This is a genomic window from Magnetovibrio sp. (assembly GCF_036568125.1).
GTDB lineage: Bacteria > Pseudomonadota > Alphaproteobacteria > Rhodospirillales > Magnetovibrionaceae > Magnetovibrio.
The window spans coordinates 22,238-44,171 of the sequence record NZ_DATCTF010000005.1 but is presented as its reverse complement, the minus strand read 5'-3'; the positions used below and the strand labels follow the sequence as shown (position 1 = coordinate 44,171).

At 59.3% G+C, this 21,934-nt stretch carries 25 protein-coding genes; 8 read left to right on the top strand and 17 right to left on the bottom strand.

What is annotated here, in order from left to right; translation table 11 throughout:
• Positions 1-17: 17 nt before the first annotated feature.
• From purC to VIN96_RS02055, 3 genes are all read right to left on the bottom strand, one after another.
• A complete protein-coding gene (gene purC, locus VIN96_RS02065; RefSeq protein WP_331893766.1) occupies positions 18-782 on the bottom strand; it encodes a phosphoribosylaminoimidazolesuccinocarboxamide synthase in 765 nt (254 codons plus the stop codon).
• 147 nt (positions 783-929) lie between these two features.
• Positions 930-2,891 (bottom strand): MHYT domain-containing protein, encoded by a 1,962-nt coding sequence (locus tag VIN96_RS02060; RefSeq protein ID WP_331893765.1) that lies wholly within the window; start codon positions 2,889-2,891, stop codon positions 930-932.
• Between the two features lie 126 nt (positions 2,892-3,017).
• Positions 3,018-3,788 carry an NRDE family protein gene (locus VIN96_RS02055; RefSeq protein ID WP_331893764.1) on the bottom strand — a complete coding sequence of 257 codons (771 nt, stop codon included), beginning with the start codon at positions 3,786-3,788 and terminating at the stop codon, positions 3,018-3,020.
• Between the two features lie 223 nt (positions 3,789-4,011).
• Here VIN96_RS02055 and VIN96_RS02050 point away from each other — a divergent pair, with 223 nt between their 5' ends.
• Entirely contained in the window at positions 4,012-4,362 is a 351-nt protein-coding gene (locus VIN96_RS02050; protein WP_331893763.1) for a DUF1476 domain-containing protein, read from the top strand.
• A gap of 65 nt (positions 4,363-4,427) precedes the next feature.
• Here VIN96_RS02050 and VIN96_RS02045 read toward each other — a convergent pair whose 3' ends face one another.
• From VIN96_RS02045 to sfsA, 11 genes are all read right to left on the bottom strand, one after another.
• Positions 4,428-5,408, bottom strand: a complete 981-nt coding sequence (locus tag VIN96_RS02045) for a hypothetical protein (protein WP_331893762.1) — start codon at positions 5,406-5,408, stop codon at positions 4,428-4,430.
• Positions 5,380-6,720 carry a hypothetical protein gene (locus VIN96_RS02040; protein ID WP_331893761.1) on the bottom strand — a complete coding sequence of 447 codons (1,341 nt, stop codon included), beginning with the start codon at positions 6,718-6,720 and terminating at the stop codon, positions 5,380-5,382. The genes VIN96_RS02045 and VIN96_RS02040 overlap by 29 nt, the downstream gene beginning before the upstream one ends.
• A complete protein-coding gene (locus tag VIN96_RS02035; RefSeq protein WP_331893760.1) occupies positions 6,717-7,538 on the bottom strand; it encodes a hypothetical protein in 822 nt (273 codons plus the stop codon). Before VIN96_RS02035 ends, VIN96_RS02040 begins: the two co-directional genes overlap by 4 nt.
• 162 nt (positions 7,539-7,700) lie before the next feature.
• Positions 7,701-9,089 (bottom strand): adenylosuccinate lyase, encoded by a 1,389-nt coding sequence (purB, locus tag VIN96_RS02030; protein WP_331893759.1) that lies wholly within the window; start codon positions 9,087-9,089, stop codon positions 7,701-7,703.
• Positions 9,090-9,157: 68 nt separating this feature from the next.
• Entirely contained in the window at positions 9,158-10,390 is a 1,233-nt protein-coding gene (locus tag VIN96_RS02025) for an MFS transporter (RefSeq protein WP_331893758.1), read from the bottom strand.
• Positions 10,391-10,611: 221 nt separating this feature from the next.
• Entirely contained in the window at positions 10,612-11,580 is a 969-nt protein-coding gene (locus tag VIN96_RS02020; RefSeq protein ID WP_331893757.1) for a hypothetical protein, read from the bottom strand.
• 100 nt (positions 11,581-11,680) lie between these two features.
• Positions 11,681-11,845, bottom strand: a complete 165-nt coding sequence (locus VIN96_RS02015; RefSeq protein ID WP_331893756.1) for a hypothetical protein — start codon at positions 11,843-11,845, stop codon at positions 11,681-11,683.
• A gap of 145 nt (positions 11,846-11,990) precedes the next feature.
• The gene (gene radC / locus VIN96_RS02010) at positions 11,991-12,686 is read right to left on the bottom strand and encodes a RadC family protein (RefSeq protein WP_331893755.1); all 696 of its coding nucleotides are present in this window, start codon (positions 12,684-12,686) and stop codon (positions 11,991-11,993) included.
• A 75-nt stretch (positions 12,687-12,761) separates the two neighbouring features.
• The gene (map, locus tag VIN96_RS02005; RefSeq protein WP_331893754.1) at positions 12,762-13,553 is read right to left on the bottom strand and encodes a type I methionyl aminopeptidase; all 792 of its coding nucleotides are present in this window, start codon (positions 13,551-13,553) and stop codon (positions 12,762-12,764) included.
• 39 nt (positions 13,554-13,592) lie between these two features.
• Entirely contained in the window at positions 13,593-14,384 is a 792-nt protein-coding gene (map, locus tag VIN96_RS02000) for a type I methionyl aminopeptidase (RefSeq protein WP_331893753.1), read from the bottom strand.
• A 61-nt stretch (positions 14,385-14,445) separates the two neighbouring features.
• Positions 14,446-15,171 (bottom strand): DNA/RNA nuclease SfsA, encoded by a 726-nt coding sequence (sfsA, locus tag VIN96_RS01995; protein WP_331893752.1) that lies wholly within the window; start codon positions 15,169-15,171, stop codon positions 14,446-14,448.
• A 164-nt stretch (positions 15,172-15,335) separates the two neighbouring features.
• On the opposite strand from sfsA, the gene VIN96_RS01990 reads away from it, so the two are divergent.
• Genes VIN96_RS01990 through VIN96_RS01980 form a run of 3 tightly spaced genes read left to right on the top strand, consistent with a single transcriptional unit; the run spans position 15,336 to position 16,982 of the window.
• On the top strand, positions 15,336-15,665 hold the full coding sequence (locus VIN96_RS01990) for a YbjQ family protein (protein WP_331893751.1): 330 nt from the start codon (positions 15,336-15,338) through the stop codon (positions 15,663-15,665).
• Entirely contained in the window at positions 15,658-16,134 is a 477-nt protein-coding gene (locus VIN96_RS01985; RefSeq protein ID WP_331893750.1) for a YbjQ family protein, read from the top strand. Before VIN96_RS01990 ends, VIN96_RS01985 begins: the two co-directional genes overlap by 8 nt.
• A 5-nt stretch (positions 16,135-16,139) precedes the next feature.
• Positions 16,140-16,982 (top strand): M48 family metallopeptidase, encoded by an 843-nt coding sequence (locus VIN96_RS01980; RefSeq protein ID WP_331893749.1) that lies wholly within the window; start codon positions 16,140-16,142, stop codon positions 16,980-16,982.
• Here the strand turns inward: VIN96_RS01980 and VIN96_RS01975 are convergent.
• The gene (locus VIN96_RS01975; RefSeq protein WP_331893748.1) at positions 16,979-17,881 is read right to left on the bottom strand and encodes a methyltransferase domain-containing protein; all 903 of its coding nucleotides are present in this window, start codon (positions 17,879-17,881) and stop codon (positions 16,979-16,981) included. The two genes, VIN96_RS01980 and VIN96_RS01975, sit on opposite strands and share 4 nt — an antisense overlap.
• Positions 17,882-17,985: 104 nt before the next feature.
• Between VIN96_RS01975 and VIN96_RS01970 the strand changes: the two genes are divergently transcribed.
• The 3 genes from VIN96_RS01970 (at position 17,986) to VIN96_RS01960 (ending at position 19,904) form a co-directional block, all read left to right on the top strand.
• Positions 17,986-18,714 (top strand): ComF family protein, encoded by a 729-nt coding sequence (locus tag VIN96_RS01970; protein WP_331893747.1) that lies wholly within the window; start codon positions 17,986-17,988, stop codon positions 18,712-18,714.
• Between the two features lie 86 nt (positions 18,715-18,800).
• Positions 18,801-19,058 carry a glutaredoxin 3 gene (gene grxC / locus VIN96_RS01965; protein WP_331893746.1) on the top strand — a complete coding sequence of 86 codons (258 nt, stop codon included), beginning with the start codon at positions 18,801-18,803 and terminating at the stop codon, positions 19,056-19,058.
• A 21-nt stretch (positions 19,059-19,079) separates the two neighbouring features.
• Positions 19,080-19,904, top strand: a complete 825-nt coding sequence (locus tag VIN96_RS01960) for a carbon-nitrogen hydrolase family protein (protein ID WP_331893745.1) — start codon at positions 19,080-19,082, stop codon at positions 19,902-19,904.
• On the opposite strand, the gene VIN96_RS01955 is transcribed toward VIN96_RS01960, so the two are convergent.
• On the bottom strand, positions 19,883-20,509 hold the full coding sequence (locus VIN96_RS01955) for a class I SAM-dependent methyltransferase (protein ID WP_331893744.1): 627 nt from the start codon (positions 20,507-20,509) through the stop codon (positions 19,883-19,885). The genes VIN96_RS01960 and VIN96_RS01955 overlap by 22 nt on opposite strands.
• Positions 20,510-20,621: 112 nt before the next feature.
• Here VIN96_RS01955 and VIN96_RS01950 point away from each other — a divergent pair, with 112 nt between their 5' ends.
• The gene (locus VIN96_RS01950) at positions 20,622-21,071 is read left to right on the top strand and encodes a DUF1178 family protein (protein WP_331893743.1); all 450 of its coding nucleotides are present in this window, start codon (positions 20,622-20,624) and stop codon (positions 21,069-21,071) included.
• An 18-nt stretch (positions 21,072-21,089) separates the two neighbouring features.
• Here VIN96_RS01950 and ubiG read toward each other — a convergent pair whose 3' ends face one another.
• The gene (gene ubiG / locus VIN96_RS01945; protein ID WP_331893742.1) at positions 21,090-21,866 is read right to left on the bottom strand and encodes a bifunctional 2-polyprenyl-6-hydroxyphenol methylase/3-demethylubiquinol 3-O-methyltransferase UbiG; all 777 of its coding nucleotides are present in this window, start codon (positions 21,864-21,866) and stop codon (positions 21,090-21,092) included.
• Positions 21,867-21,934 lie beyond the last annotated feature (68 nt).

Here is a 21,934-nt window from a genome sequence, read left to right as displayed (position 1 = left end):
CTGAGTGAGTTGAGACGTTACTGCAGGGTGTCCGGTCCGGCGAGATCGCCAGGGCCCGATTCCGGCAAAATGCCGAGACGCCGTGCGACTTCCTGGTAGGCCTCTTCGACATTGCCCAGGTCGCGGCGGAAGCGGTCTTTGTCCAGCTTCTCGTTGGTGTTCATGTCCCACAGGCGGCAATTGTCGGGGCTGATTTCGTCGGCGAGGATGATGCGCATTTGCTCTTCATCCCAAACGCGGCCGAATTCCAGCTTGAAATCCACCAAACGGATGCCGATGCCCAAAAACAGGCCGGTGAGGAAATCGTTGATGCGCAGCGACATGGACATGATTTCATCCATATCGGGCGGGGTGGCCCAGCCGAACGCGGTGATGTGCTCTTCGGAAATCATCGGATCGTCCAGCGCGTCGGACTTGTAATAGTACTCGACGATGGAACGCGGCAGCGGCGTGCCTTCGGGCATGTCAAAACGCTTCGCCAGCGAGCCTGCGACGATGTTGCGCACCACCACCTCGATGGGGATGATTTCAACTTCGCGCACCAACTGTTCGCGCATATTGAGGCGACGCACGAAATGGGTGGGAATGCCGATATCCGCGATCTTGGTCATCAAGTACTCGGAGATGCGGTTGTTCAGCACACCTTTGCCGGTGATGGTGCCCTGCTTTTTGTTGTTGAAAGCGGTGGCGTCGTCCTTGAAATATTGGACCACGGTGCCGGGCTCGGGACCTTCGAAGATCACCTTTGCCTTGCCTTCATAAAGCTGCCTGCGTTTGGCCATGATATCTGCTTTCCGTTGGTGGCCCGGGAGCGCACTTTCACCGTGAGCCCATCGCGCCTTTAAGAAGGGGGTGATATAGCACTTGGACGGCGGCAAAACAATGTTTCAAAGCTATTTTGAGGCGCTTTTCCCCGCATGGCCGGGCGGTTAAATGGGCACGCTGCCGCCGGTATCGAGCACCCTGCTGCGCGGAAGGCTTACGGTTACGGTCGTGCCGTGGCCCAGACTGCTGTCTATATGCAGTATTCCGCCATGCATTTCCACCAATGAACGCGTTAGATACAGGCCCAGGCCGACCCCTTCGCTGGGTGCCGACATAATGTCGCCAATTTGCGAAAACGGCTCCAGCGCACGGGGAATATCCTCTTCGGACATGCCGATTCCCGTGTCCGCGATGGTGATCTTCAAGCCGCCGCGCTCATCGATGCCGATGTCCATGGCGATGTCGCCGCCACGCGGCGTGTATTTGACCGCGTTGGTCAGTAGATTGATGAAAATTTGCTTCAAGCGGACCGAATCACCCATCACCACCGGCGACGGGTTGGGCAGGTCGGCCAGCAGGGTGATGTCCTTGTCGTTGGCGCGGCTGTTCACCAGTTTTCGGCAGGTTTCCGCGATGCGTGAAATTTCCACTTGGCTTTCATTGAGCTGCAGATTGCCGCTTTCGATCTTCGACATGTCCAAGATGTCGGTGATCAGTTCCAAGAGATGTTCCCCCGAATCGTGAATGTCCTTGGTGTATTCAAGGTATTTGGGGCTGCCCACCGGGCCGAACAGTTCGCTCATCACCATTTCGGAAAAGCCGATGATGGCGTTCAACGGTGTGCGCAGTTCGTGGCTCATGGAGGCGAGAAATTGCGATTTGACGTGGTTGGCGTATTCCGCGTCCTCTTTTGCGTGTTGAAGCGCGCTCATCGCGGACTTGGTTTCGGTGATGTCCTCTTGAATCCCTAAGTAATTGATCGGTTCGCCGTTCGCGTCGCGGATGGTGCTGATGGACAGGAATTCCCAATAAAAGCTGCCGTCTTTGCGTTTGTTGTACAGTTCGCCCCGCCATTCATGGCCCTGCGATATCGTCGCCCACATGTTGGCGTATTCCTGGTTCGAGGTGCGCCCGGATTTGAGAATGCGCGGCGATTTTCCGATCACGTCTGCGAGGGTGTAGCCGTTCATTTCGGTGAACCGCGAGTTCACGTACACGATGGTGCCGTTCAAATCGGTCATCACCACCCCGGCGGGGCTTTGCTCGACGGCGCGCGAAAGGCGCTGGATCTGATCTTCGGCACGCTTGCGTTCTTGAATTTCGGTTTCCAGCTTGGCGATGGTTTCCATGTGCTGGGCCAAAATGGTCGCGGCAAGCGTCAGCGCGACCACCATGACGGTCACCGTGCCTATGCCGACGGCCAACACGGTGGGCGCCAGCCCCGGAGCGGCCGTCGAGGTGTCCCCAGCGGGGATGAAGAATGCCGCTTCCATTGCGATGTAGTGCATGCCCGAAACCGCGCCGCCCATGAACACGGCGCTGAGCAAGGTCAGCGCCCATTCCGGAAGGCCCGTGTCACGGTTGTGCAAGGCGAATTTGGCGTGAAGGGCCAAGATGGCGAGCAGCACGGCGACGCATATGGAGAGTGCGAACAGTGTGGGAGAGTAATAAATGACCGCGTCCAAACGCATCGCGGCCATGCCCGAATAGTGCATGGTGCCGATGCCCCCGCCCATGAGCGTGCCGCCCAACGCCAGTGTCATGGCCGATATCTGCGTGTGGCTGATCACCCACAGCGCCACCGCGCTGGCCAAGATGCCGGGCACCATGGACGCCAGGGTGATGAGAGGGTCGTATGAAATTCCGCACGGCAGGCTGAAGGCCAACATGCCGATGAAGTGCATGGCCCAGACCCCGCCGCCCATCGCCAAGGCGCCGGGCGCCAGCCAAATCGTTTTTTTCGCAAACGATGACGCGTGCGAGATGCGCCCGGACAATTGCAGCGCCATAAACGAAGCGAATATGGCGGTCAAAATAGATACGACCACCAGCACGGGATCGTATGTGCCCAAATATGCGATGGATGGGTCCTGTGCCGACGTGAGAAATTGGAAATACGACGTCATGACGTTTCGTGGCGCGAAATGACCCGGGGGGGATTTCTGCCATCCAAGGAGGACGGTTGAGATCGAATAAAAGTCATATTAAACAGTAAAGCGCCTGTAGAACTGCGGCAAGGGGTGTTTTGGGGATCACAGGCCACCGATCGTGGTCCAGGACGTATCTTCCGGCAGGCCGCCGCGAAACCGCCAAATGATCGAAGGTTCGTGGTCTTGGCGGTGCGGGCGGGGTTTGCTCAGGGCGATCAGCGAACTCGACGAGGTGGCGAAGCCATCGTCCATTTCGATCAGCATGGCGCTGTCGGGTCCGCCGTCTGGCGCGGTCTCGCGACTTTCGATCAGCATGCGCCAGCTTTCCCAGTCCCTCGAGTCGGGATCCGGTGGGGTGGCAGCAGTGAATTTCGGGCGGTGGTGGCGTTGGCGGGCGGACCCCGCGTCGTCGTTGAGGTCGTGCGCGGTGAGCATCGAAAGGCCTTCGCCCACCTCGGCGACGTGAACGCGGCGTTCGCCCGCCCGGGCCGCGATCCAGAACGCTTCGCGGGCATCGGCGATCAACATGTTGAACGGGCGGTAGGCCGCCGGGTCCAGGTGCGCCAGGGCTTCGGCCGCGGCGCTGGCTTCGGCGTGATCCAAGGCTTCGAGCGGCAGTTCCCCACGCGAGCGTTTGTCCGGCGCGGGGCCCAGGGTGCCGGGGCGGTTGAGCACGCTCGCCACCACGCCGTAATCGTTGACCCCCAGCCAGGTGCCACCGGCCAGAACATCCAATCCGGCGGTGACGTCGGTGCGGTCCGGCCAATGGCGCGCGGGCGTCCGCCACGGGCGGCCGCGGTTTTCATCGCGGTTCGCGGCTAAAATCAGGGGCCAGGGGTGGTTGGGGCGGCGTAAAATGACAACGGTGCACATAAGGCCGAGTTTATAGCGGATTTTCGAGTAAAAAACCCTTTCCCTTTGTTATGTGAAATGGCACATTGCGGCCGAGTTTCATGGGATGTGGTTGCGCTTTGGCGCGGACCCCCATACATTTAAGCAGGCGCTTCCCAGATCCATAGGAAGCCCACGTATTTACTCTGGCGCCGCACGTCGACACCTTGTGACGTCCGCCACGTGACTAAAGGGACACGGTTGCATGTCTGACAAGTTTCATGACCGCGAAATGAGCTTCGAAGCCAAGAACAAATTGGACGAGGAGTTGAAGTTCAAGGCGCAATCCCGCCGCAACAAGCTGCTCGGCCAATGGGCGGCGGCCAAAATGGGGATGAGCGGCGCGGAAGTCGACGCCTACGCCAAGACCGTGGTGCTCGCCGACCTGGAAGAGCCGGGCGACGAAGACGTCATCCGCAAAGTCATGGGCGATTTCAAGACCCACGGTACAACCGTCAGTGAAGACGACGTGCGCACCGAACTCGAACGCCTGATGGGCGTCGCCATGGATCAAGTCAAAGACGATTTCGAACCGCTGGGCGGTGACCACGGCTAAGCTTTCCAGCTTTCGCTTAATGCATTGAAAACCCGGCGAGGTCAAACCTCGCCGGGTTTTTTCATTTATGCCAGTTGTGAGGCCCCCTTGCGCAGGGCAGTCAAAGCCCGCCCAATCGCCCGGCAGACGGGAATGCCAATCGCGATCACCAACTTTCCGCGCACGGTGCCGATGCCGTTCAAGCCTTCACGCAGCGCCATTTCCCGGGCCCAGGCCTCGCCGACGCTTTTGTAGACGATCTGCGTAAACAGCCGCGATTTCCGCATCAGATGAACGACCGACTGGGCCCAAAAATGATAGCCGGCGATGACGTCCGGGTCGTTGCGCAGCAGCCGCAGGCCGAAACGTTGATCTGCCCTGTACACATGCTTATCGATCAAACCTTGGCGATAGAGTTCGGTGCAAATCACCGTGCCGCCCGCGTCGCCCGCACCGTTTCCATCGGCATCGAATGAATACGTGCCGTCTTTGTTGCGCGCTTGGTTGGTCTGGTTCGCGTTGACCTTTTGACCGCCCACACTGGTCGCACGGCCAAAGCGATCGAAGCTGACACCGACCGTGTCGCCGTTGCTATCTAAAACGTTGCCCTTTTCTCCATACCGAGCCGTGTCTTGGCCATTCGCGGTTCTGGTCGCTGCTTCGTGACGTGCTGCACCGCGTTCTTTCGCCGTGGTGGCGGCGTTGGCGCGTGCGTGTGCGTTTGCATTGGCGGCGCGCGCACTTTGATTGGCGGACCCGGGTGCGGCATTAGCGGAATCGGATGTCAGATCATTTTGGTTCGCCAAGCTCGTTGTGGCGGCACTCTCGCCGAGCTTTTCCACGCGCGCACGACGCGCCGGCGATGGTGTGCTCACCAGAGCCTCTTCTTCATCCGCCGCGCGCGGGGCCTGATCCTGGTTTGTCTGAACCTTCGCGGCGGCAGCTTGGCGCGCTTGTTGAGCCAGTTGGCGGTCGGTGCGGGCATCGACGGATTGCGCATCATTGGTGCTGCCGAGCAGTCCGTCATTACGTTGTGACCTAGGTGATCCGGCGCGTGTTTTCTCCACCGCAGACCAGCCCCCCCAAAGTAACGCTGTAATCGCCTCGCGCGGCTTTGTGCGCCGACGTGCTCAGCAAGTCCATATTGAAACCCGCCGTGTTGGCGTTGCGGGTTGCTGTCCGCTTGGCAGCAGGTTGCGGCCCCGCGGACACATAGTCTTTGACATATCCGCCCGCAGCCAAGCGCGGTTGCGTCTGCGCCCGCCTTGTGGGGGCGGCCTGCGTGGTCATGAATGCGTTGGCGTCAGGGGCCTGGGCCTTGTTGACGCTCCGCTTGTTCGGCAAGTTCAAGGTGGTGCCGGCCTGTACTGCGTTCGGATTGGGGATAGTCTCCTTGTTCAGCTCCCAAACATCGCGCCAGCCCAAACCATGTCGCTCGGCAAAGCCGATCAAATGACCGTCTTCGGCGGTGATGACGTCGGAAGTGGGGGCGGTGGGTGTTATGGTTTTTACAGTAGGTTCTTTGAGAAGCGAAGGTCTGTTCAGCTTCGTTTCTAGCATCGACACGATGTCTTTGTTTGACAGTGAGGGTGACAAACCGTAGCGCTGACCAAAGCTCTGGGGTTGAGAGACCTGTGCAGATGCCGGGGCTTCCCGCCTCAGTTTTCCCTGCTTCGCCAGTTGGCGTTGTTTGGAGGTGAGATAATTGGCGTTTGCTCGTTTGTAATTGATCACGTCTTGAGGGTAATCGGTCATGGCCCCCAGTCCAGCATTGAGGGTTAGGGACAGTGCGTCGTAACTGGGTAGGCTGGTTTCGGTCCAGCCAGGGGCGCGTCGGTCCGCTTTTAAGATAACGGAATCCCAATTGGGCAAGTATTCGGCAGCTTCTTGGATGCCGTATCGGGAATCGGCATTGAAAATGCGTGATTGTGCTTTCGTGGCGTCAACCATCGAATCTAGGAATGACTGATTGCGGGTGAAGTTATTGAGCACCAGATCGACAGAGACAGTTTCTGGTAATTCGTTAAGCTCAGCAGCAGTCTTGTAGCTTTCTTCAATAAAATTCGATTTAGGCAGGTGTGCTTGGTTTTCTCGCATCCCATCTAAATACTGTTTTTGATGTTGTCGCGCCGTCGGTATCCATTTGTCTTTTCGGATTTTTGCACCGACCGCCAAGTCCCAATAATTTTCAACAACAGATTTAAAAAATGAAGGCTCTGACCCGAGGATTTGAGCCGCGTCGGCGGCATACTCGTCGCCTTCGCGGGCCAAGACCGCATATGCTTCTGCAATTCGTCCTTGATGATGCAGTTCATAGGCTTTTTGCAAAGCTTTCCGGGAAACTTTTCGATCTGAGAAGTGGCTCTTGTCGTAGCTCATTTGTTATCTCCAAGGGGAGCGTTTAGGGGGAGGTAGGGGGCCGCCTTGCGGTCGAACTCAGCGAGTTTCATTTTAATTTTTTCAAGAATGACGAGTGTGTCCTGCAGATGGATCGCGTTGAACTGGGCGTGGATGCTGTAAGGCACCCCTGGCTCATGGAATGAGAGGGAGCACTGGGGAGATTTGCCCTCTACCGGTTTGTGGCAGTTCATCCGCAGCACCAGCCTTTTGGCCCGAAACATGATGTAGGTGCTGTCAGACGATTGATCGGGGGAACTGAATGCCCAATTCAGCAGATGGCTGGCATCGATGAGTGTATTTTCGCGATGCTCATTTTTCGCAATGAAGGTTTTCCAAGCCTTGGGGAAATCAAGAAGTGGCCCTTCATCTGGAAAGTGGGTCTTATCGCGTTCGTTGATGCGGATAATTCTGTCGAGTGTCCATTCGATATAACCGAGGTCCGGGGCACCTGCGACTTCAACAGATCTGTCTGTAATGCCGAAATCGATCTGGCGCGGATAGCCCGGCTTCCTATTTTTTTCGTCCTCAAATGTCCATGGCTCCAAATCCGGCATGGACGCATGTAAGTTAATGGCGTCATAGACCCCGTCTTCCATCTTGGCGTACTCACGATGAATGAGATACGTCCGGTCACCAACTTGAGCGAGAAAGTGGCGATAAACGCGAATTGCGGGTTCGGGGGATGGCTGAGACAGAAAATACCACTCGGCACCAAACAAAACGGTGGAAAACACCGCCAATACCGTCCACCCTTTGTGGCGGAAGATAAACTGTGCAAAAGCCGTGATGCGATGCATGCCGATTGTCCCTGCATCAATTTTAGGTGCGAGTTTGTGTCTATCACAGCACCCTATGATTGTCAAGACAATATTCCTATAATGGGCGTGCTCCCACAAAAAAAGCCGCCCGGCCAGTGTGGCGGGGCGGCGTTTTGGGTCGGTGGTTAAGGCGGGTGCGGCTTAGCCGAACACGCGCTTGAAGATGTCGTCGACGCGTTTGGTGTGATAGCTGATGCTGTCTTCATCCAACAGGCGTTTGAGGTCTTCGACATCCAGCGCTGCTTTCAAATCCTCGTCATGGGACAGGAAGTAGAACAGGCGGTTGTCGTGGTCCACCGCGCCTTTTTCGACGTCGTTGAGTTCCGGGGTGCGGTCGGGGTTGTCGGGGTCGATGCCGAAGCTTTTCCATACCAGCATCGCGTTGCGCTGCACGATTTTGTAGGCCGCTTCGCGCGACACGTCGTTTTGCGTGAGGAACAGCAGCACCCGCTGGGCGTCGTGGATGCCGCCGAAGTTGTTGAGCTGGTCCATCATGTTGTCGGGATACACCACCAGCTTGGCCACCGTGCCGATCAGGCGCTTGAGCGCGAAGTTGAGCGTCACCGTCGCGTCGGGGCCGATCATGCGTTCGACCGACGAGTGCGAGATGTCGCGTTCGTGCCACAGCGCCACGTTTTCCAGCGCCGGGGTCACCGCCATGCGCACGATGCGCGCCATGCCGGTGAGGTTTTCGGTCAGGATCGGGTTGCGCTTGTGCGGCATCGCCGAGCTGCCCTTTTGACCGGGGGCGAAGTATTCCTGCGCCTCGCGCACTTCGGTGCGTTGCAGGTGGCGGATTTCGGTGGCGATGTTTTCCATCGAGCTGGCGATCACGCCGAGCGTGGCGAAGAACATCGCGTGGCGGTCGCGCGGGATCACCTGGGTGGACACCGGCTCCGGGCTCAGGCCGAGCTTTTCGGCGACGTACTCTTCGACGCGCGGGTCGATGTTGGCGAAGGTGCCGACCGCGCCGGAAATGGCGCAGGTGGCGATGTCGCGGCGCGCGGCCAACAGGCGCTCTTTGCCACGGGCGAATTCGGCGTAAAAGCGCGCGAACTTCAGGCCCATGGTGGTCGGCTCGGCGTGGATGCCGTGGCTGCGGCCGATGCACGCCATGTGCTTGGTTTCCTCGGCGCGGGTTTTCAGCGCGGCCAACAGCTCATCGAGGTTGTCGAGCAAGATATCCGCAGCCTGGGTCATCTGCACCGCCAGGCACGTGTCCAACACGTCGGAGCTGGTCATGCCCTGGTGCACGAAGCGCGATTCCTCGCCGACGTGTTCGGCTAACTCGGTCAGGAACGCGATCACATCGTGCTTGGTTTCCATCTCGATCTCGTCGATGCGCTGGATGCGCGCGTCGGTGTAGGGCTTGTCGCCCTTTTCCCACACGGCCTTGGCCGCGTCCTTGGGGATCACGCCCAACTCGGCCAGCGCGTCGCAGGCGTGGGCTTCGATCTGGAACCAGATCTTGAATTTGTTGGCGGGGTCCCAGATGGCGGTCATCTCGGGGCGGGAATAGCGCGGAATCATAGGCTCGGTCTCCGTTGGCTTTGATGGCCCGGATCATAGCCAAAAGTGACCGAAAGAAAAGGGGCGCGTTAAATGCGCACTGCGCGCCGCGCCACGAACCACGCCAACGCCAAGACTTGCAGCGCCAGCATCACCGCAAAGGCGACTTGATAACCTTGGGGCGCATAGCCGCCGCTGGCGGTTTGCGGCCACAAATCGATCACCAGGCCGACCGCCCATTGCGCGGCGAAGGCCATCACGAAGATCAACAGATTCAATGCCGTATTGACCCGCCCGGCCAAGTGCGCCGGAAACGCTTGGGAAAGTGCGGCAAACGGCACGATGCCCGCGGTGCCGAAAAATCCAAACGCCATCCACACCATCAACGTCAGCGATGGGTGCGCGACCGGCAGCTCAAAGGCGACCGTGGCTTGAACGACCATAAAACCGCTCATGCCGACGGCGGCGACGGTCATCGGCCGTACGCCGAACAGGCGTTGCAGACGTTCCGCCAACAAACCCCACGATAAAAAGCCCGCGATCATCGCCGCCGCGATCCAAAACAGATGATGGGCGACGACATCGCGCTGCAACCCCGCGACGTCGCGCAACCACGGTCCCGACCACAGCGACACCACCGACGTGAACACCGCTTGCGACATCACGCAGTGCGGGGCGACGCGCCAAAACTGGGCGCTGACGAAGATCTCTTTGACCCCGGCAAAGGTATCGCTGATTTTCGCTTCGGGGTGGCGCCCACCGCCGTGTTCCGGCACCACGGCGTAGACCATCACGGCGGAAACCACCGTCAAGCCCGCCAAGATCAAAAACACCCCGCGCCAATCGGTGAAGCCCAGCGCAAGCTCGACCGGCTGGGTCGCGGCCAACGCGCCCAGTCCGCCGGACATCATCTGAAAGCCGTTGATCAGCGCCAGGCGCTCGCGCGGGAACCACATCACATAGGCCTTGAACGCCGCCATCAAGCACGCCGAAACGCCAAAGCCGATCAAGCCGCGCGCGACGATCAAAACCGGCGTGTTGGGCGCAATCGCGAACAGCACCGCGCCGATGGCGGCGAACAGCAGCAATGCAGCCTCGACCCGGCGCGGTCCGTAATGATCCAACAAAATGCCCAGCGGCAACTGAAACGCGGCAAAGGTGAGAAAAAACACCGCCGTCAACAACCCCAACGTCGACGCATCCAAGCCCAAATCCGCCACCAGATCCGGCGCGATCACCGCGTTCACCACGCGGTAGAGGTACGACAAAAAATAGCCCAACGCGAACGGCAGGAACACACGCAGGGCAACAGCCGTCGTCATCGCGGACGCAGAGGGGGAGGTCGTTTTCATAGGCTTAGTTGTGGGGGATGGAGGTGGGGGAGGTCAAGGGGGAGGTTGTCCCGCCTCTATCCGTGATCCAACCATAGAGGACACAGAGCTGTATTTATCTTTCGTGCCCGTGAGGGTGAGAAGTGGGAGGTAAAATAAACTGTTACCGTAATCTGTAAATCTCAAAACTCTGACGAGCTATACTCTCTGCTTCAGCGCAGACTAGACGCGCCAACGGGCGGCTCCCCGAAGCAGATACGCCGCGATGTCACACGGTCAGGTGCCGTAACAATCTCAATTACCGCGTTGTTCAGCGTATCGACAAAAAGACGATTGAACACAGGTGGAAATTTTGGGTGGGTAAACATCATCTGAGGCAGCTTCATGTCTGCCAGCGTTCCTGCCAAGTAGTCTGGCAATCGTACGAACTCCGCATATTCTGTCACCCCGTCCATGCCTGGGGTCGCACAGGTGAGCTGCGGTCGACGAAGGTCAATCACGCCGCCCTTGCTTCGCCGCATCATCTGAAAAAAGATCCAAGCAAGATCGAATGCGATACCACCGTGTCGGTCAAACATCGCATCCCTGTCACTAATCCATCGGATGGCTAGCGGGGATTTCGCGTCATTGACCATGCCCAGAACGACTGCAGCGAAGGACGCAACAAGGAAAATTTGGCGTAATAGCTTGAGTGATGGATTCTTGCCCGCAAGTTCGTTGGCAAGACGGCTCAATCGTTGATTTAGGGTGTCATAGTAGGCCACGTTCGGCGGTTCTACCGTAGCCCATTCCGTAACAACGTTTTGCAAAGCGCCTGTCAGGCCTTTCATCTCTTCCACACCAATGGCGTTTCTCAGATAGCTACTTTTGCGCTCCACCACAAAATTAAGGCTAAAGGAAACAGGGCAGCTGAGATAGTCCAGAAGCCCATTGGATGGGTTTCGTGAAGCCTTGATATCCTTGGGCGCGGCCATTGAGACATAAGATGCAATGTTTTCGAACCTGTCGTGGTTCAGCAGGACGACAAACGAGAAAGCATCATTCTGCTTGTTTTTGTCGCCTACGCTATAGTCTGAGATGATATTCCAGGCAACCGCCGCAGGTACGCTTGCAAACCAACGACGAAAGTCAGAATGAACCGTTTTGCTTGATTTCTCGATGAGCTGGATGAGTTCTAACATTCTTTAGGAAGGCTAATTTCCCATTTCAGGTGCCAAATGAGAATTGCGGTGACAGTTTACTTCAATCCTCAATGAATTGATTAAGGTGCTCGTGGAATTCTTAACCCTCACCCATGCAACGCCCGCACCGCCGTTTGCGGTTCTTTGTCGATGATGTGCAGCAGGGCGATGGCGGGGCCTTCGGGGTGGCGGTGGCGTCGTTGCCCTTGGCATGGGCCAGTGCGTCTTCGAGACCGGCCATGATTTTGTTGAGCGCGGTGGTCATGGTTTGGTCCTCCCTTTCGAAAGACGTGGATGCCCGGATCAAGTCCGGGCAAGACATTATCCTATAACGCTGTGTCCTCTGTGCACTCTGAGGTCAAACAGACAGAAACAAGACTATACGCCAAGGGCGTATGCGTAAAAAGCCCTCACAACAACCCCAACGTCTTAAACGACGTATTCCCACTCCTGCTCACCACCACGTGGTCATGCAGTTGGATGCCGAGCTTGACGCCGGCGCCTTGCAGTTCGCGGGTCATGTCGATGTCGGCCTGGCTGGGGGTGGGGTCGCCCGAGGGGTGGTTGTGGACCAAGATCAAGGCGCTGGCGCCGAGGTCGAGGGCGCGCTTGATGACTTCGCGGGGATACACCGGGGTGTGGTCGATGGTGCCTTCTTGTTGCAGTTCGTCGGCGATCAGGACGTTTTTGCGGTTGAGGAACAGCACCCGGAACTGTTCGGTCTTGTTGTGGCCCATGGACACCCGGCAATAATCCATCAGGCTTTGCCAGTTGCCGAGCACCGGCTGGTTCATCACGTTGTCTTGCAGCAAGCGCACCGCGGCCTGGCGCACCGCCAGCAGGCTCACCGCCGCGACCTCGCCGATGCCGTCGGTTTTTTGCAGCTCGTTCGGATCGGCGTTGAGCACGCCCGCGAAACTGCCGAAACGTTTGAGCAATGCCTTGGCGATGGGTTTGACGTCGCGCCGTGGCATGGCGGCGAACAACAGCAGTTCGATCAATTCGTAATCGGCCAGGGCGTCGCCCTTGGATTTCAGGAACCGCGCGCGCAGGCGCTGGCGGTGTCCGGCGTGGTGGGGGTCTGATTTGATTGGGCTGTCGGGCATGCGGGCTCACTCAAAACGCGGGCGATCCATCGCCACACATCCAAGGGTTGCCCGTAGACTGCCTTAAAACAGGGCCTAAGTATAGGGGGGCTTGTCCAGGCCTTGCGGCGACAGGGTGAACACCTCAAAGCCATCGGCGGTGACGCCGATGGAATGTTCGAACTGCGCCGAAAGCGAACGGTCCTTGGTCACGGCGGTCCAGCCGTCGCCGAGGATTTTCACGCCCGCCTTGCCGAGGTTGACCATCGGCTCGACCGTGAAAAACATGCCTTCTTGCAACACGGCGCCGGTGCCGGGGATGCCGAAGTTCATGATGCTGGGCACGGTTTGAAACATCTGGCCGATCCCATGGCCGCAGAATTCTTCGACCACGGAACAGCGGTGGCGTTCCGCATAGGTCTGCATGGCGTGGCCGATATCGCCCACGGTGGCGCCCGGCTTGACGGTGCGGATGCCCGCCCACATGGTCTCGAAGGTGATATCGATCAGGCGCTTGGCTTTGACCGACACCTCGCCGACCGTGAACATGCGCGACGTGTCGCCAAACCAACCATCGACAATGGTGGTGACGTCGATGTTGAGAATATCGCCATCGCGTAAAACTTTGTCGCCGGGAATGCCGTGGCAAACCACATGATTGACCGAGGTGCACACGGACTTGGGAAAGCCGTGATAATTCAACGGCGCGGGCACGGCCCCATGGTCGACGATGAAATCGTGGCACAACGCGTCCAACGCATCGGTGGTGACGCCTGGCGCGACATGGGCCGCAATCATATCCAAGGTTTGTGCCGCCAGACGCCCGGCCTTGTGCATCGCTTCATAGTCGGCGCGCGCGTGGATCGTAATTTTTTGGGGGTCGTGCATCTTGAAAAACCACTTAAGCCTGAAAACGGCTCAAGTGTCTCAAGCATAGGGCGGTTTGTCCAGGCCTTCCGGCGACAGGGTGAACACCTCATAGCCGTCGGCGGTGACGCCGATGGAATGCTCGAACTGCGCCGACAACGAGCGGTCCTTGGTCACGGCGGTCCAGCCGTCGCCAAGGATTTTGACGTCGTATTTGCCCAGGTTGATCATCGGTTCGATGGTGAAGAACATGCCTTCTTCCAGCCTGTAGCCGGTGCTGGGTTCGCCGAAGTGCATGATGTTGGGCGCGTCGTGGAATACCCGGCCGAGGCCGTGGCCGCAGAAATCGCGCACCACCGAGCAGCGCTGCTTTTCCGCGAACGTCTGGATGGCGTGGCCGATGTCGCCGGTGGTGGCGCCCGGTTTGACCACGCGGATGCCTTCCCACATGGCTTCGAAGGTGATGTCGATCAGGCGCTTGGCTTTGAGCGAGACCTCGCCGACCGTGAACATGCGCGACGTGTCGCCGTACCAGCCGTCCAAGATGGTGGTGATGTCGAGGTTGATGATGTCGCCTTCGTGCAGCTTCTTGTCGCCGGGGATGCCATGGCACACCACGTGATTGACCGACGCGCAGATGGATTTGGGAAAGCCGCGATAGTTCAGCGGTGCGGGCTGCGCGCCGTGGGCGACGATGAAATCGTGGCAGATCTGGTTCAGCTCGTCGGTTGTCACGCCCGGCTTGACGTGCGGGGTGACGATGTCGATGGTCTGGGCGGCGAGGCGACCGGCCTTGCGCATGCCTTCGAAATCTTCGGGGCCGTGGATCTTGATGCTTTTTGACTGACTCATGGGCTGCTGATCTGCTTTTGTGTGAGGCGATTATGGCATGTGGATGAAAAAATCATAGCCCTCAAGCCAATTGAATGGTCACGGGGCGGTCGATTTCGATTTCTTCGGGCGTGACGCGGCAGCCATAGGCGACCACCTCGACGCCGCGCTTGATGGCGGCTTGCAAACCCTGGGCGTAGGTCGGGTCGATGTCGGCGGCGACGGTGAACGTATCGGCGTCGTCGCGCTGAACCAGATAGAACATCACCGCGCGGTGGCCTTGTTCGACCATGTCGCCCAGTTCTTCCAAATGCTTCGCGCCGCGCGCGGTGACGGCATCGGGGAATTCGGCGGGCGCGCCGGGGCTTAAGTCGCGGCGCATGGTGGTGTTCTTGACCTCGACGTAGCACATCGGCTTATCGACACTTTCCAGCAGCACGTCGATGCGCGAGTTCTTGCCGTATTTGACTTCTCGGCGCTGGCTTTCATAACCGCTCAGTTCCGCGATCTTGCCCGCTTCGATGGCTTCGTAAACGATGCGGTTGGGGTGCTGGGTGTTGATGCCGACCATGGCTGAATTGGGGGCATCGCCGATTTTAATCAGCTCCCAGGTGTATTTGAGTTTGCGTTTGGGATCGTTCGCCGGGCTCAGCCACACGTCCGCGCCGGCATCGTTGACCGACAGCATGGAACCGGAATTGGCGCAATGCGCGACCACCACGGTGCCGTCCGCCAGTTCGACGTCGGTGAGAAAGCGCTTGTAGCGCTTGATCAGCTTGCCGGGAATCAGGGGTGTTTCAAATTTCATAGGCGCAACCTAAGCATCGAATTGGAATGGTTCAAGACCGTTTCTCGTTTTTGCGGATGTCGATTGTCGCTGGGAAAGGGGGCGTGCTAACCTTCGGTGGACGGCGCGCAGCCATAAACACGGTTTGCGATTGCGCTCTTAACGCATTTCAGTCAGGGGGTACAATGCTCGTTTCCAACGTCGAAATCATTCCCGGCAAGCAGATTGCCGAACACCTCGGCCTGGTTCACGGCAGCACCGTGCAGGCCAAGCACATCGGTTCCGATTTCATGGCCGGCATCAAGAACATCTTCGGCGGCGAGCTCAAGGGCTATACCGAGCTTTTGGAAACGTCGCGCGCCGAAGCGATGGACCGCATGCTCAAGGAAGCCAAGGCGCTGGGCGCGAACGCGGTGGTCAACGTGCGCTTTTCGACCTCGTCCATCGCCGCGGGCGCCGCGGAAATTCTCGTCTACGGTTCCGCCGTGGTGTTGGAGGACAGCGCCCGTGGATAACGAGTTTCTGTTCAATATCGGACTGGTCGTGGTGCCGCTGTTGTTGGGCTTCGTGTTCGGCCAATGGAATGAAAAGCGCCACTATAAATCGATCGTGCGGCGCGAAGCCGAACTGCGCCCCTTGATGGCGTTTTCCTCGCGTCACATCCCGCAGGGCATCGAGGTCGGCGATCCGCACCTTGTGATCGGTTCGGCGGTGATTTCGGTCGATTACTTCAAGACCTTTCTGGCATCGCTGCGTGGCATCTTCGGCGGCACCATGTCCAGCTACGAAACCCTGCTGGAACGATCGCGCCGCGAAGCAATCTTGCGCATGAAGCAGAGCGCGCGCGATCTGGGCGCAGACGTAATCTTCAACGTGCGTTTGGAAACCTGCCCGGTGTTCGCCTCGGGCGGCCAGAACACCACCCGCTCGATCGAGGTGATGGCGTATGGCACGGCGCTCAAAGCCCCGGTGTTTCGCGGGTGACCTGAGTGATCAAGTACGCCAATCCAAAGCCGCCGGAAGGCATCAATTCAGGCGGCTACCGCCCGGGGCGCGAGTTTTTCGTGTTGGGGGCGACGCTGGCGGTGATCGTCGGGGTGGTCCTGGCGATGGTGTTTCGGTTCGGCGAATGGGTTGCGCCGCACGTTCCGTTTGCGTGGGAAAAGCGCCTGGAAGGTCCGTTCGTCGAAAAATTTCAAAACGACAAGCCGGTCAGTCCGGGCATTCAGGCTCGACTGCAAGCGCTGGTCGACAACCTTGGCGCGGAAATGGATTTGGCCGACGACGTGGTGCTGACCGTGCGGTTCGTCGATGACGACATGGTCAACGCGTTGGCGACCGTCGGTGGCAATATCTTCGTCTATCGGGGCTTGCTGGAACGCCTGCAAACCCAAGATGCCTTGGCCATGGTCCTGGCCCATGAAATCGCACATGTCAAACACCGCGACGTTTTGGCGGCGTTGGGCAGCGGGGTTTTGGTGTCCATCGCCAGCACCTTCGTGCTCGGCGACGGCGGCGGGGTGAGCGATCTGCTGGGCCACGAAATGCTGTTCGCGATGCTGCATTTTTCCCGCGCCAAGGAACGCCGCGCCGATTTGGACGCCATGAGTGCCGTGGTGAAGGTCTTCGGTCACTGCGGCGGGGCGGTGGACTTGTTCGAGGTCTTCAAGGCCGTGGAACGCGAAACCGGAACCGTGCGCAATACCGAACTGTTCACCAGCCATCCGTTGACGCCCAACCGGCTGATGGCGCTGCGCACCTTGGCCAAGGCGCAAGGCTGGCCCATGGATGGGCCGCGCCGTCCGTTGCAAACCGGGATGAAGGCGCATTAACTTTCGAGCGCGTCTTTCAACGACGTCTGCGCGCTGCCGGGTGTCAGCGGTTTTTGCTGGTCGGGGTGCGGGCTCCAGGCGGTCAGATAGATGATGTCGAAAGTCGCCGGGATGCGGCCTTCACCGCAGTCGTCCTGTCCGGCGAATTTTTCGAAATAGATTTCGGCGGCGCGCATCAATGTGTCGCGGCGGGTGAAGGTCTTGCGCCGCCCGCTGACCGCGCCCGCTTCGCCCATGCCGCGCAGGTCGCGCATCAGCTTGAACATATCGGGATACGAAACGGTGATGGTTTCGGTGTCGACCACCGGCATCGCAAAGCCGGCGCGTTGCAACAGCGCGCCCAGATCCTGCACCGTGGCGTAAGGCGATACGCGCGGGCTCATGCCCATTTCGATTTCGATTTCAGCGGCCATCAGCGCCGCGCGCAGTTCTTGCAAGGTGCCTTCGCCGAGCATCGCGGCGAGAAACAATCCGTCGGGCTTGAGCGCCTGGCGGATCTGCACCAACGCGCCGGGCAGGTCGTTGGCCCAGTGCAGCGACAGGTTGGACATCACCAGATCGAAGCTGCCGGGTTTGACGGGCAGGAATTCTTCGTCCGCCGCGAAGCTGACGCCGCGGGTTTCCCGATCCGCTTTGACCGTCATGGCGGGGGACGGATCGCACTGGATCAAGGTTTCGATGCCGCCGCGCGAGCCTAAGTTCTTCGCCACTTCGCCGCCGTGACAGCCGATGTCCAATGCCAGCGGAAAGCTGCGTTTGACGTCGTCCAGGCGGTCGGTCAGGCGGTCGGCGACCTCGTTGAACAGGAAATCGTGATCGTCCAACATGGCGGCCGCACGTTCGCGATGCAGGCGCACGGCGCTGCGTTCGAACAATGACATATGTGGCGGTGTGGCCATGACGATCCATCCTATTTGCTTAAGGCCCCTATATGACACAGCGCGGATGGCTGTTAAAGTGTTAGCTCATAGGTTGAGATTTTGGGGTTATCTTGCATCAAGGCGTGTTTTCACCGTTCCGACGCATCATAGATCTGGTGCTGCCGCCGACGTGTCAGGGCTGCGGCGCGCAGGTGGCGGAGGCGCAAACCCTGTGCGCAACGTGCTGGGCGCAACTGACGTTCTTGGGCGCGGCATGCTGCGACGCCTGCGCGCATCCGTTTGATTATGAGGTTCCGGCGCAGACGCTGTGCGGGGCGTGCGTGCAAAATGCGCCGCCGTTCGACCGCGCCCGCGCAGCGGTGCTCTACGACGATCGTTCCCGCGATCTGGTGTTGGGTTTCAAACACGCCGACCGTACCGAAGCGGCGCAGCTGTACGCCAAATGGATGTTCGCGGCCGGTCGCGACCTGGTGGCGGATGCCGACGTGATCGTGCCGGTGCCGTTGCATTGGACGCGGCTGTTTGCGCGGCGATACAACCAATCCGCCTTGCTCGCCCATGGGCTCGGCAAGTTGGGGGGGAAGGCGGTGCTCGCCGACGCCATGGTGCGCAAACGCCAAACTCCCAGTCAGGGGCGGCTCGGACGTATCGCCCGGGCGCGCAACGTGCAAGGTGCGTTCGGCGTGAATCCACGCCATCGCGACAAACTGAAAGGCAAACGGGCCCTGCTGATCGATGACGTCTACACCACCGGGGCGACCTTGCGCGCGGCGGCCAAGGTCTTGAAACGCGCGGGCTGCGCGGGAGTCGACGTGCTGGTCCTGGCGCGCGTGGTTCGGGGCTTTGTTTGAAGACCATGAAAGGCTATATATAAGAAACCTTTTATGTACGTCGGGCGCACACACAACCCGTTGACCCGACCAGTTGGACGGCATTCATGGCTAAAATCGAAATCTACACCACCCCCGTTTGTCCCTATTGCATCCGCGCCAAGGCGCTGTTGAATAAGAAGGGCGTTAAGTACGAAGAATTCAACGTGATGATGGATCGCAACTTGCGCAAGGAAATGGAACAGCGCACCGGTGGGCACACGGTGCCGCAGATCATCATCGACGGCAAGCCGATCGGCGGCTGCGACGACATGTTCGAACTCGACTTCGACGGCGAATTGGACACCATGATCGGCGTGGAGTAATCCCGTTTCGAGGATAAACGCGTGAGCGAATTTTACCCGCCCTTTAAAGCCGCCTGCGTTCAGGTCAACACCAGCGACGACATGGCCGAAAACATCGAAGAGGCCTGTCAGCAAGCGCGCATGGCGGCGATGCTGGGCGCGGAATTGGTTCTGTTTCCCGAAAACGTCGCGATGATGACGTTCGGCGCCGAGGCGATCCGTGCCAATGCGCGGGTGCAGGGCGAGCACCCGGCCATTCCCGCGTTCAGCGCCTTGGCCCGGGAACTCGACATCTGGCTGCACGGCGGCACGTTGGCGATCAAGGTCGGCGACAAAATCGCCAACCGCGCCTTCGTCTTTTCCCCCGACGGGGAAATTGCTGCGACCTACGACAAGATCCACATGTTCGACGTCGATTTGGAAGGTGGGGAAAGCTATCGCGAATCGGCGACCTTCAGTCCCGGTTCCGAGACGGTGATGGCACAATTGCCGTGGGGCGGTCTGGGGTTGAGCACGTGTTACGACGTGCGCTTTCCGTATCTCTATCGCGCCTTGGCCAACCGCGGCGCAACGATGCTGGCGGTTCCGGCGGCGTTCACGGTGCCGACCGGCCAGGCGCACTGGCACGTTTTGTTGCGTGCGCGCGCCATCGAAAACGGTTGCTACGTGTTCGCCCCCGGACAAACCGGCACCCATGCCGGCGGGCGGCAAACCTACGGTCATTCCCTGATCATCGATCCGTGGGGCGAGGTGTTGGAAGACGCCGGCGAGGCCCCCGGCATCATCATCGCCGATATCGACCCGGCCCGCGTGCTGCAAGCCCGCGCCATGGTGCCGTCGTTAACTCACACCCGCGATATTTCGTGAGCGGGCGGTTCGCCGTCTTCGCGGATTGATGCCGACAAGTCGTTGATCGCGCACAGCCGTTGCTTGACGCCGGTGATGTCCGCACCCTGGACCAGGCCGTGCTCGTAGGCGACCACCTGCAATTGTCCGTGCACGATCTGCAAAAGCTCGCCGGATTTCAACAGATGGTCGGGATTGCGCGGGCGGGTGAAGTCTTCGTTGCCGCGCGCGAACGTCTCGTAGATCAGCACCCCACCGGGTTTCAGGCTGGCAATGATGCGCTCGAACAGCTCGCGGTGCAGGTAATTCACCACCACCACGGCGTCGAAGCGCCGCTCTGCCAACGGCCAGGGTGAGCCGTCTTCCAAGTCGGCCTCGATCACTTCCGCCCGTTCATGGCCGCGCAAATCCGCCAAGGGCTCGGCGGTGCGGTCGACGAACGTGACGGTGTGACCGCGGTCCAAAAACAATCGCCCATGACGCCCGCCGCCCGCGGCGAGATCCAAGACCGTTCCGCTGGTCTCGATCAGATGTGCCCAACGGCTAACCCACGGCGAGGGCTGAGTGATTCTCAGGTGCCGAACGGACTTGTCGGATTGCGGTAAAGGCGTGTCGGTGTTGGACATTTGTTAACCCTTGGAGCGTACTCTCAGCCACATGCGGTCGAGATGAAACTTTGGTTTCGTGGCGATCATACTATAATGGTCTGTACTTTGAATTGATAACAGGTTTGCTTGGATGATCCTGTACCAACTCCGTTGCGCCGACGAACACAGCTTCGAGGCTTGGTTTCGCGACAGCGCGTCTTACGATCTGCAAGCCCGTTCCGGGGATGTGGAGTGTCCGTATTGCGGTTCCACAAACGTCTCAAAAGCGCCGATGGCACCGCATATCGGCTCTTCCAAATCCCGTGAAGTCAGCGCCGACGCCCCTCAAGAGGTCGATGAGCGCCGCGCCAGCGAAGTCGCCCAGCAGATTCTCGACGCCGTGGGCCGCATTCGTGAATACGCTGAGCAGAACTTCGAAAATGTCGGCGATGACTTTGCCGACGAAGCGCGCAAAATCCACTACGGCGACGAGCCCGAACGGGGCATCTACGGCAAGGCGACGGAACAAGACGTCGCCGAACTGGAAGAAGAAGGCATCGATTTCGTGCGTCTTCCCGGGGCTCCCCGGCGCAACAGCTAAGCGCGCAGCGGCTAAGCCTTACTTTTTCTCGGCAAACGCCAAGTAATTCACATCCAAATCCGTTTTCGACAAGGACCAAATGTCCTTGAACGGGTTATAGACCATGCCTTGCAGGTCGGTGAACTCCAGCCCATGCGGGCGCACCAAGCGCGCCAGTTCGCTGGGTTTCATGAATTTTTTCCAATCGTGCGTGCCGACCGGCAGCCAGCGCAGCAGGTATTCCGCCGCGACCTTGCCCAGCAGCAGCGACTTGATGTTGCGGTTCATGGTCGACAGCACCATGACGCCGTCGTCTTTGAGCAGCGCGCTGGACGCGGCCATGAACAGTTCGGGATCGGCCACGTGCTCAATCACTTCCATGTTCAGCACCACGTCAAAGCGTTTGCCTTCGGCGGCCAGATCTTCGGGCAGGGCGTTGCGGTAATCGATGGCGAGGCCGCTTTGCTGGGCGTGGATCTTGGCGATTTCGACGTTCTTTTCACCCGCGTCGATACTGGTCATGTTCGCGCCCAAGCGCGCCATCGGTTCCGAAAGCAACCCCCCGCCGCAGCCGACGTCGAGGACGTCCAGGCCCGAGAACGGTTGGGCGGCATTGGCGTCCAAACCGAAATGGCGGCAGACGTTGTCTTTGATGAATTGAATGCGGGCCGGGTTGAGCTGGTGCAGCGGGCGGAACTTGCCGGTGGGATCCCACCATGCGTCCGCCATGGCGGTGAAACGGGCGATTTCGTCGGGGTTGGCGGTGCCGTTGGTGGGCGCGCCAGCGTCGTTTCGTTCCGCAGAGAGGTCTGACATGACAGCAAGCCTTTTCAAATCGCGTTTTTTCAAGCCCCGTGCGCGTGGGCATACTTGCGAGGCGGGGG

What these genes read in the sequence shown, in the direction of transcription:
- VIN96_RS02025 (WP_331893758.1), bottom strand. Translation starts at nt 10,390, where the DNA reads ATGACGACGGCTGTTGCCCTGCGTGTGTTCCTGCCGTTCGCGTTGGGC.
- purC (WP_331893766.1), bottom strand. Translation starts at nt 782, where the DNA reads ATGGCCAAACGCAGGCAGCTTTATGAAGGCAAGGCAAAGGTGATCTTC.
- sfsA (WP_331893752.1), bottom strand. Translation starts at nt 15,171, where the DNA reads ATGAAATTTGAAACACCCCTGATTCCCGGCAAGCTGATCAAGCGCTAC.
- grxC (WP_331893746.1), top strand. Translation starts at nt 18,801, where the DNA reads ATGGCTAAAATCGAAATCTACACCACCCCCGTTTGTCCCTATTGCATC.
- VIN96_RS02060 (WP_331893765.1), bottom strand. Translation starts at nt 2,891, where the DNA reads ATGACGTCGTATTTCCAATTTCTCACGTCGGCACAGGACCCATCCATC.
- map (WP_331893753.1), bottom strand. Translation starts at nt 14,384, where the DNA reads ATGAGTCAGTCAAAAAGCATCAAGATCCACGGCCCCGAAGATTTCGAA.
- VIN96_RS02040 (WP_331893761.1), bottom strand. Translation starts at nt 6,720, where the DNA reads ATGAGCTACGACAAGAGCCACTTCTCAGATCGAAAAGTTTCCCGGAAA.
- VIN96_RS01975 (WP_331893748.1), bottom strand. Translation starts at nt 17,881, where the DNA reads ATGGCCACACCGCCACATATGTCATTGTTCGAACGCAGCGCCGTGCGC.
- VIN96_RS01955 (WP_331893744.1), bottom strand. Translation starts at nt 20,509, where the DNA reads ATGTCCAACACCGACACGCCTTTACCGCAATCCGACAAGTCCGTTCGG.
- VIN96_RS01950 (WP_331893743.1), top strand. Translation starts at nt 20,622, where the DNA reads ATGATCCTGTACCAACTCCGTTGCGCCGACGAACACAGCTTCGAGGCT.
- purB (WP_331893759.1), bottom strand. Translation starts at nt 9,089, where the DNA reads ATGATTCCGCGCTATTCCCGCCCCGAGATGACCGCCATCTGGGACCCC.
- VIN96_RS02015 (WP_331893756.1), bottom strand. Translation starts at nt 11,845, where the DNA reads ATGACCACCGCGCTCAACAAAATCATGGCCGGTCTCGAAGACGCACTG.
- ubiG (WP_331893742.1), bottom strand. Translation starts at nt 21,866, where the DNA reads ATGTCAGACCTCTCTGCGGAACGAAACGACGCTGGCGCGCCCACCAAC.
- VIN96_RS02020 (WP_331893757.1), bottom strand. Translation starts at nt 11,580, where the DNA reads ATGTTAGAACTCATCCAGCTCATCGAGAAATCAAGCAAAACGGTTCAT.
- radC (WP_331893755.1), bottom strand. Translation starts at nt 12,686, where the DNA reads ATGCCCGACAGCCCAATCAAATCAGACCCCCACCACGCCGGACACCGC.
- VIN96_RS02050 (WP_331893763.1), top strand. Translation starts at nt 4,012, where the DNA reads ATGTCTGACAAGTTTCATGACCGCGAAATGAGCTTCGAAGCCAAGAAC.
- VIN96_RS02055 (WP_331893764.1), bottom strand. Translation starts at nt 3,788, where the DNA reads ATGTGCACCGTTGTCATTTTACGCCGCCCCAACCACCCCTGGCCCCTG.
- map (WP_331893754.1), bottom strand. Translation starts at nt 13,553, where the DNA reads ATGCACGACCCCCAAAAAATTACGATCCACGCGCGCGCCGACTATGAA.
- VIN96_RS02035 (WP_331893760.1), bottom strand. Translation starts at nt 7,538, where the DNA reads ATGCATCGCATCACGGCTTTTGCACAGTTTATCTTCCGCCACAAAGGG.
- VIN96_RS01990 (WP_331893751.1), top strand. Translation starts at nt 15,336, where the DNA reads ATGCTCGTTTCCAACGTCGAAATCATTCCCGGCAAGCAGATTGCCGAA.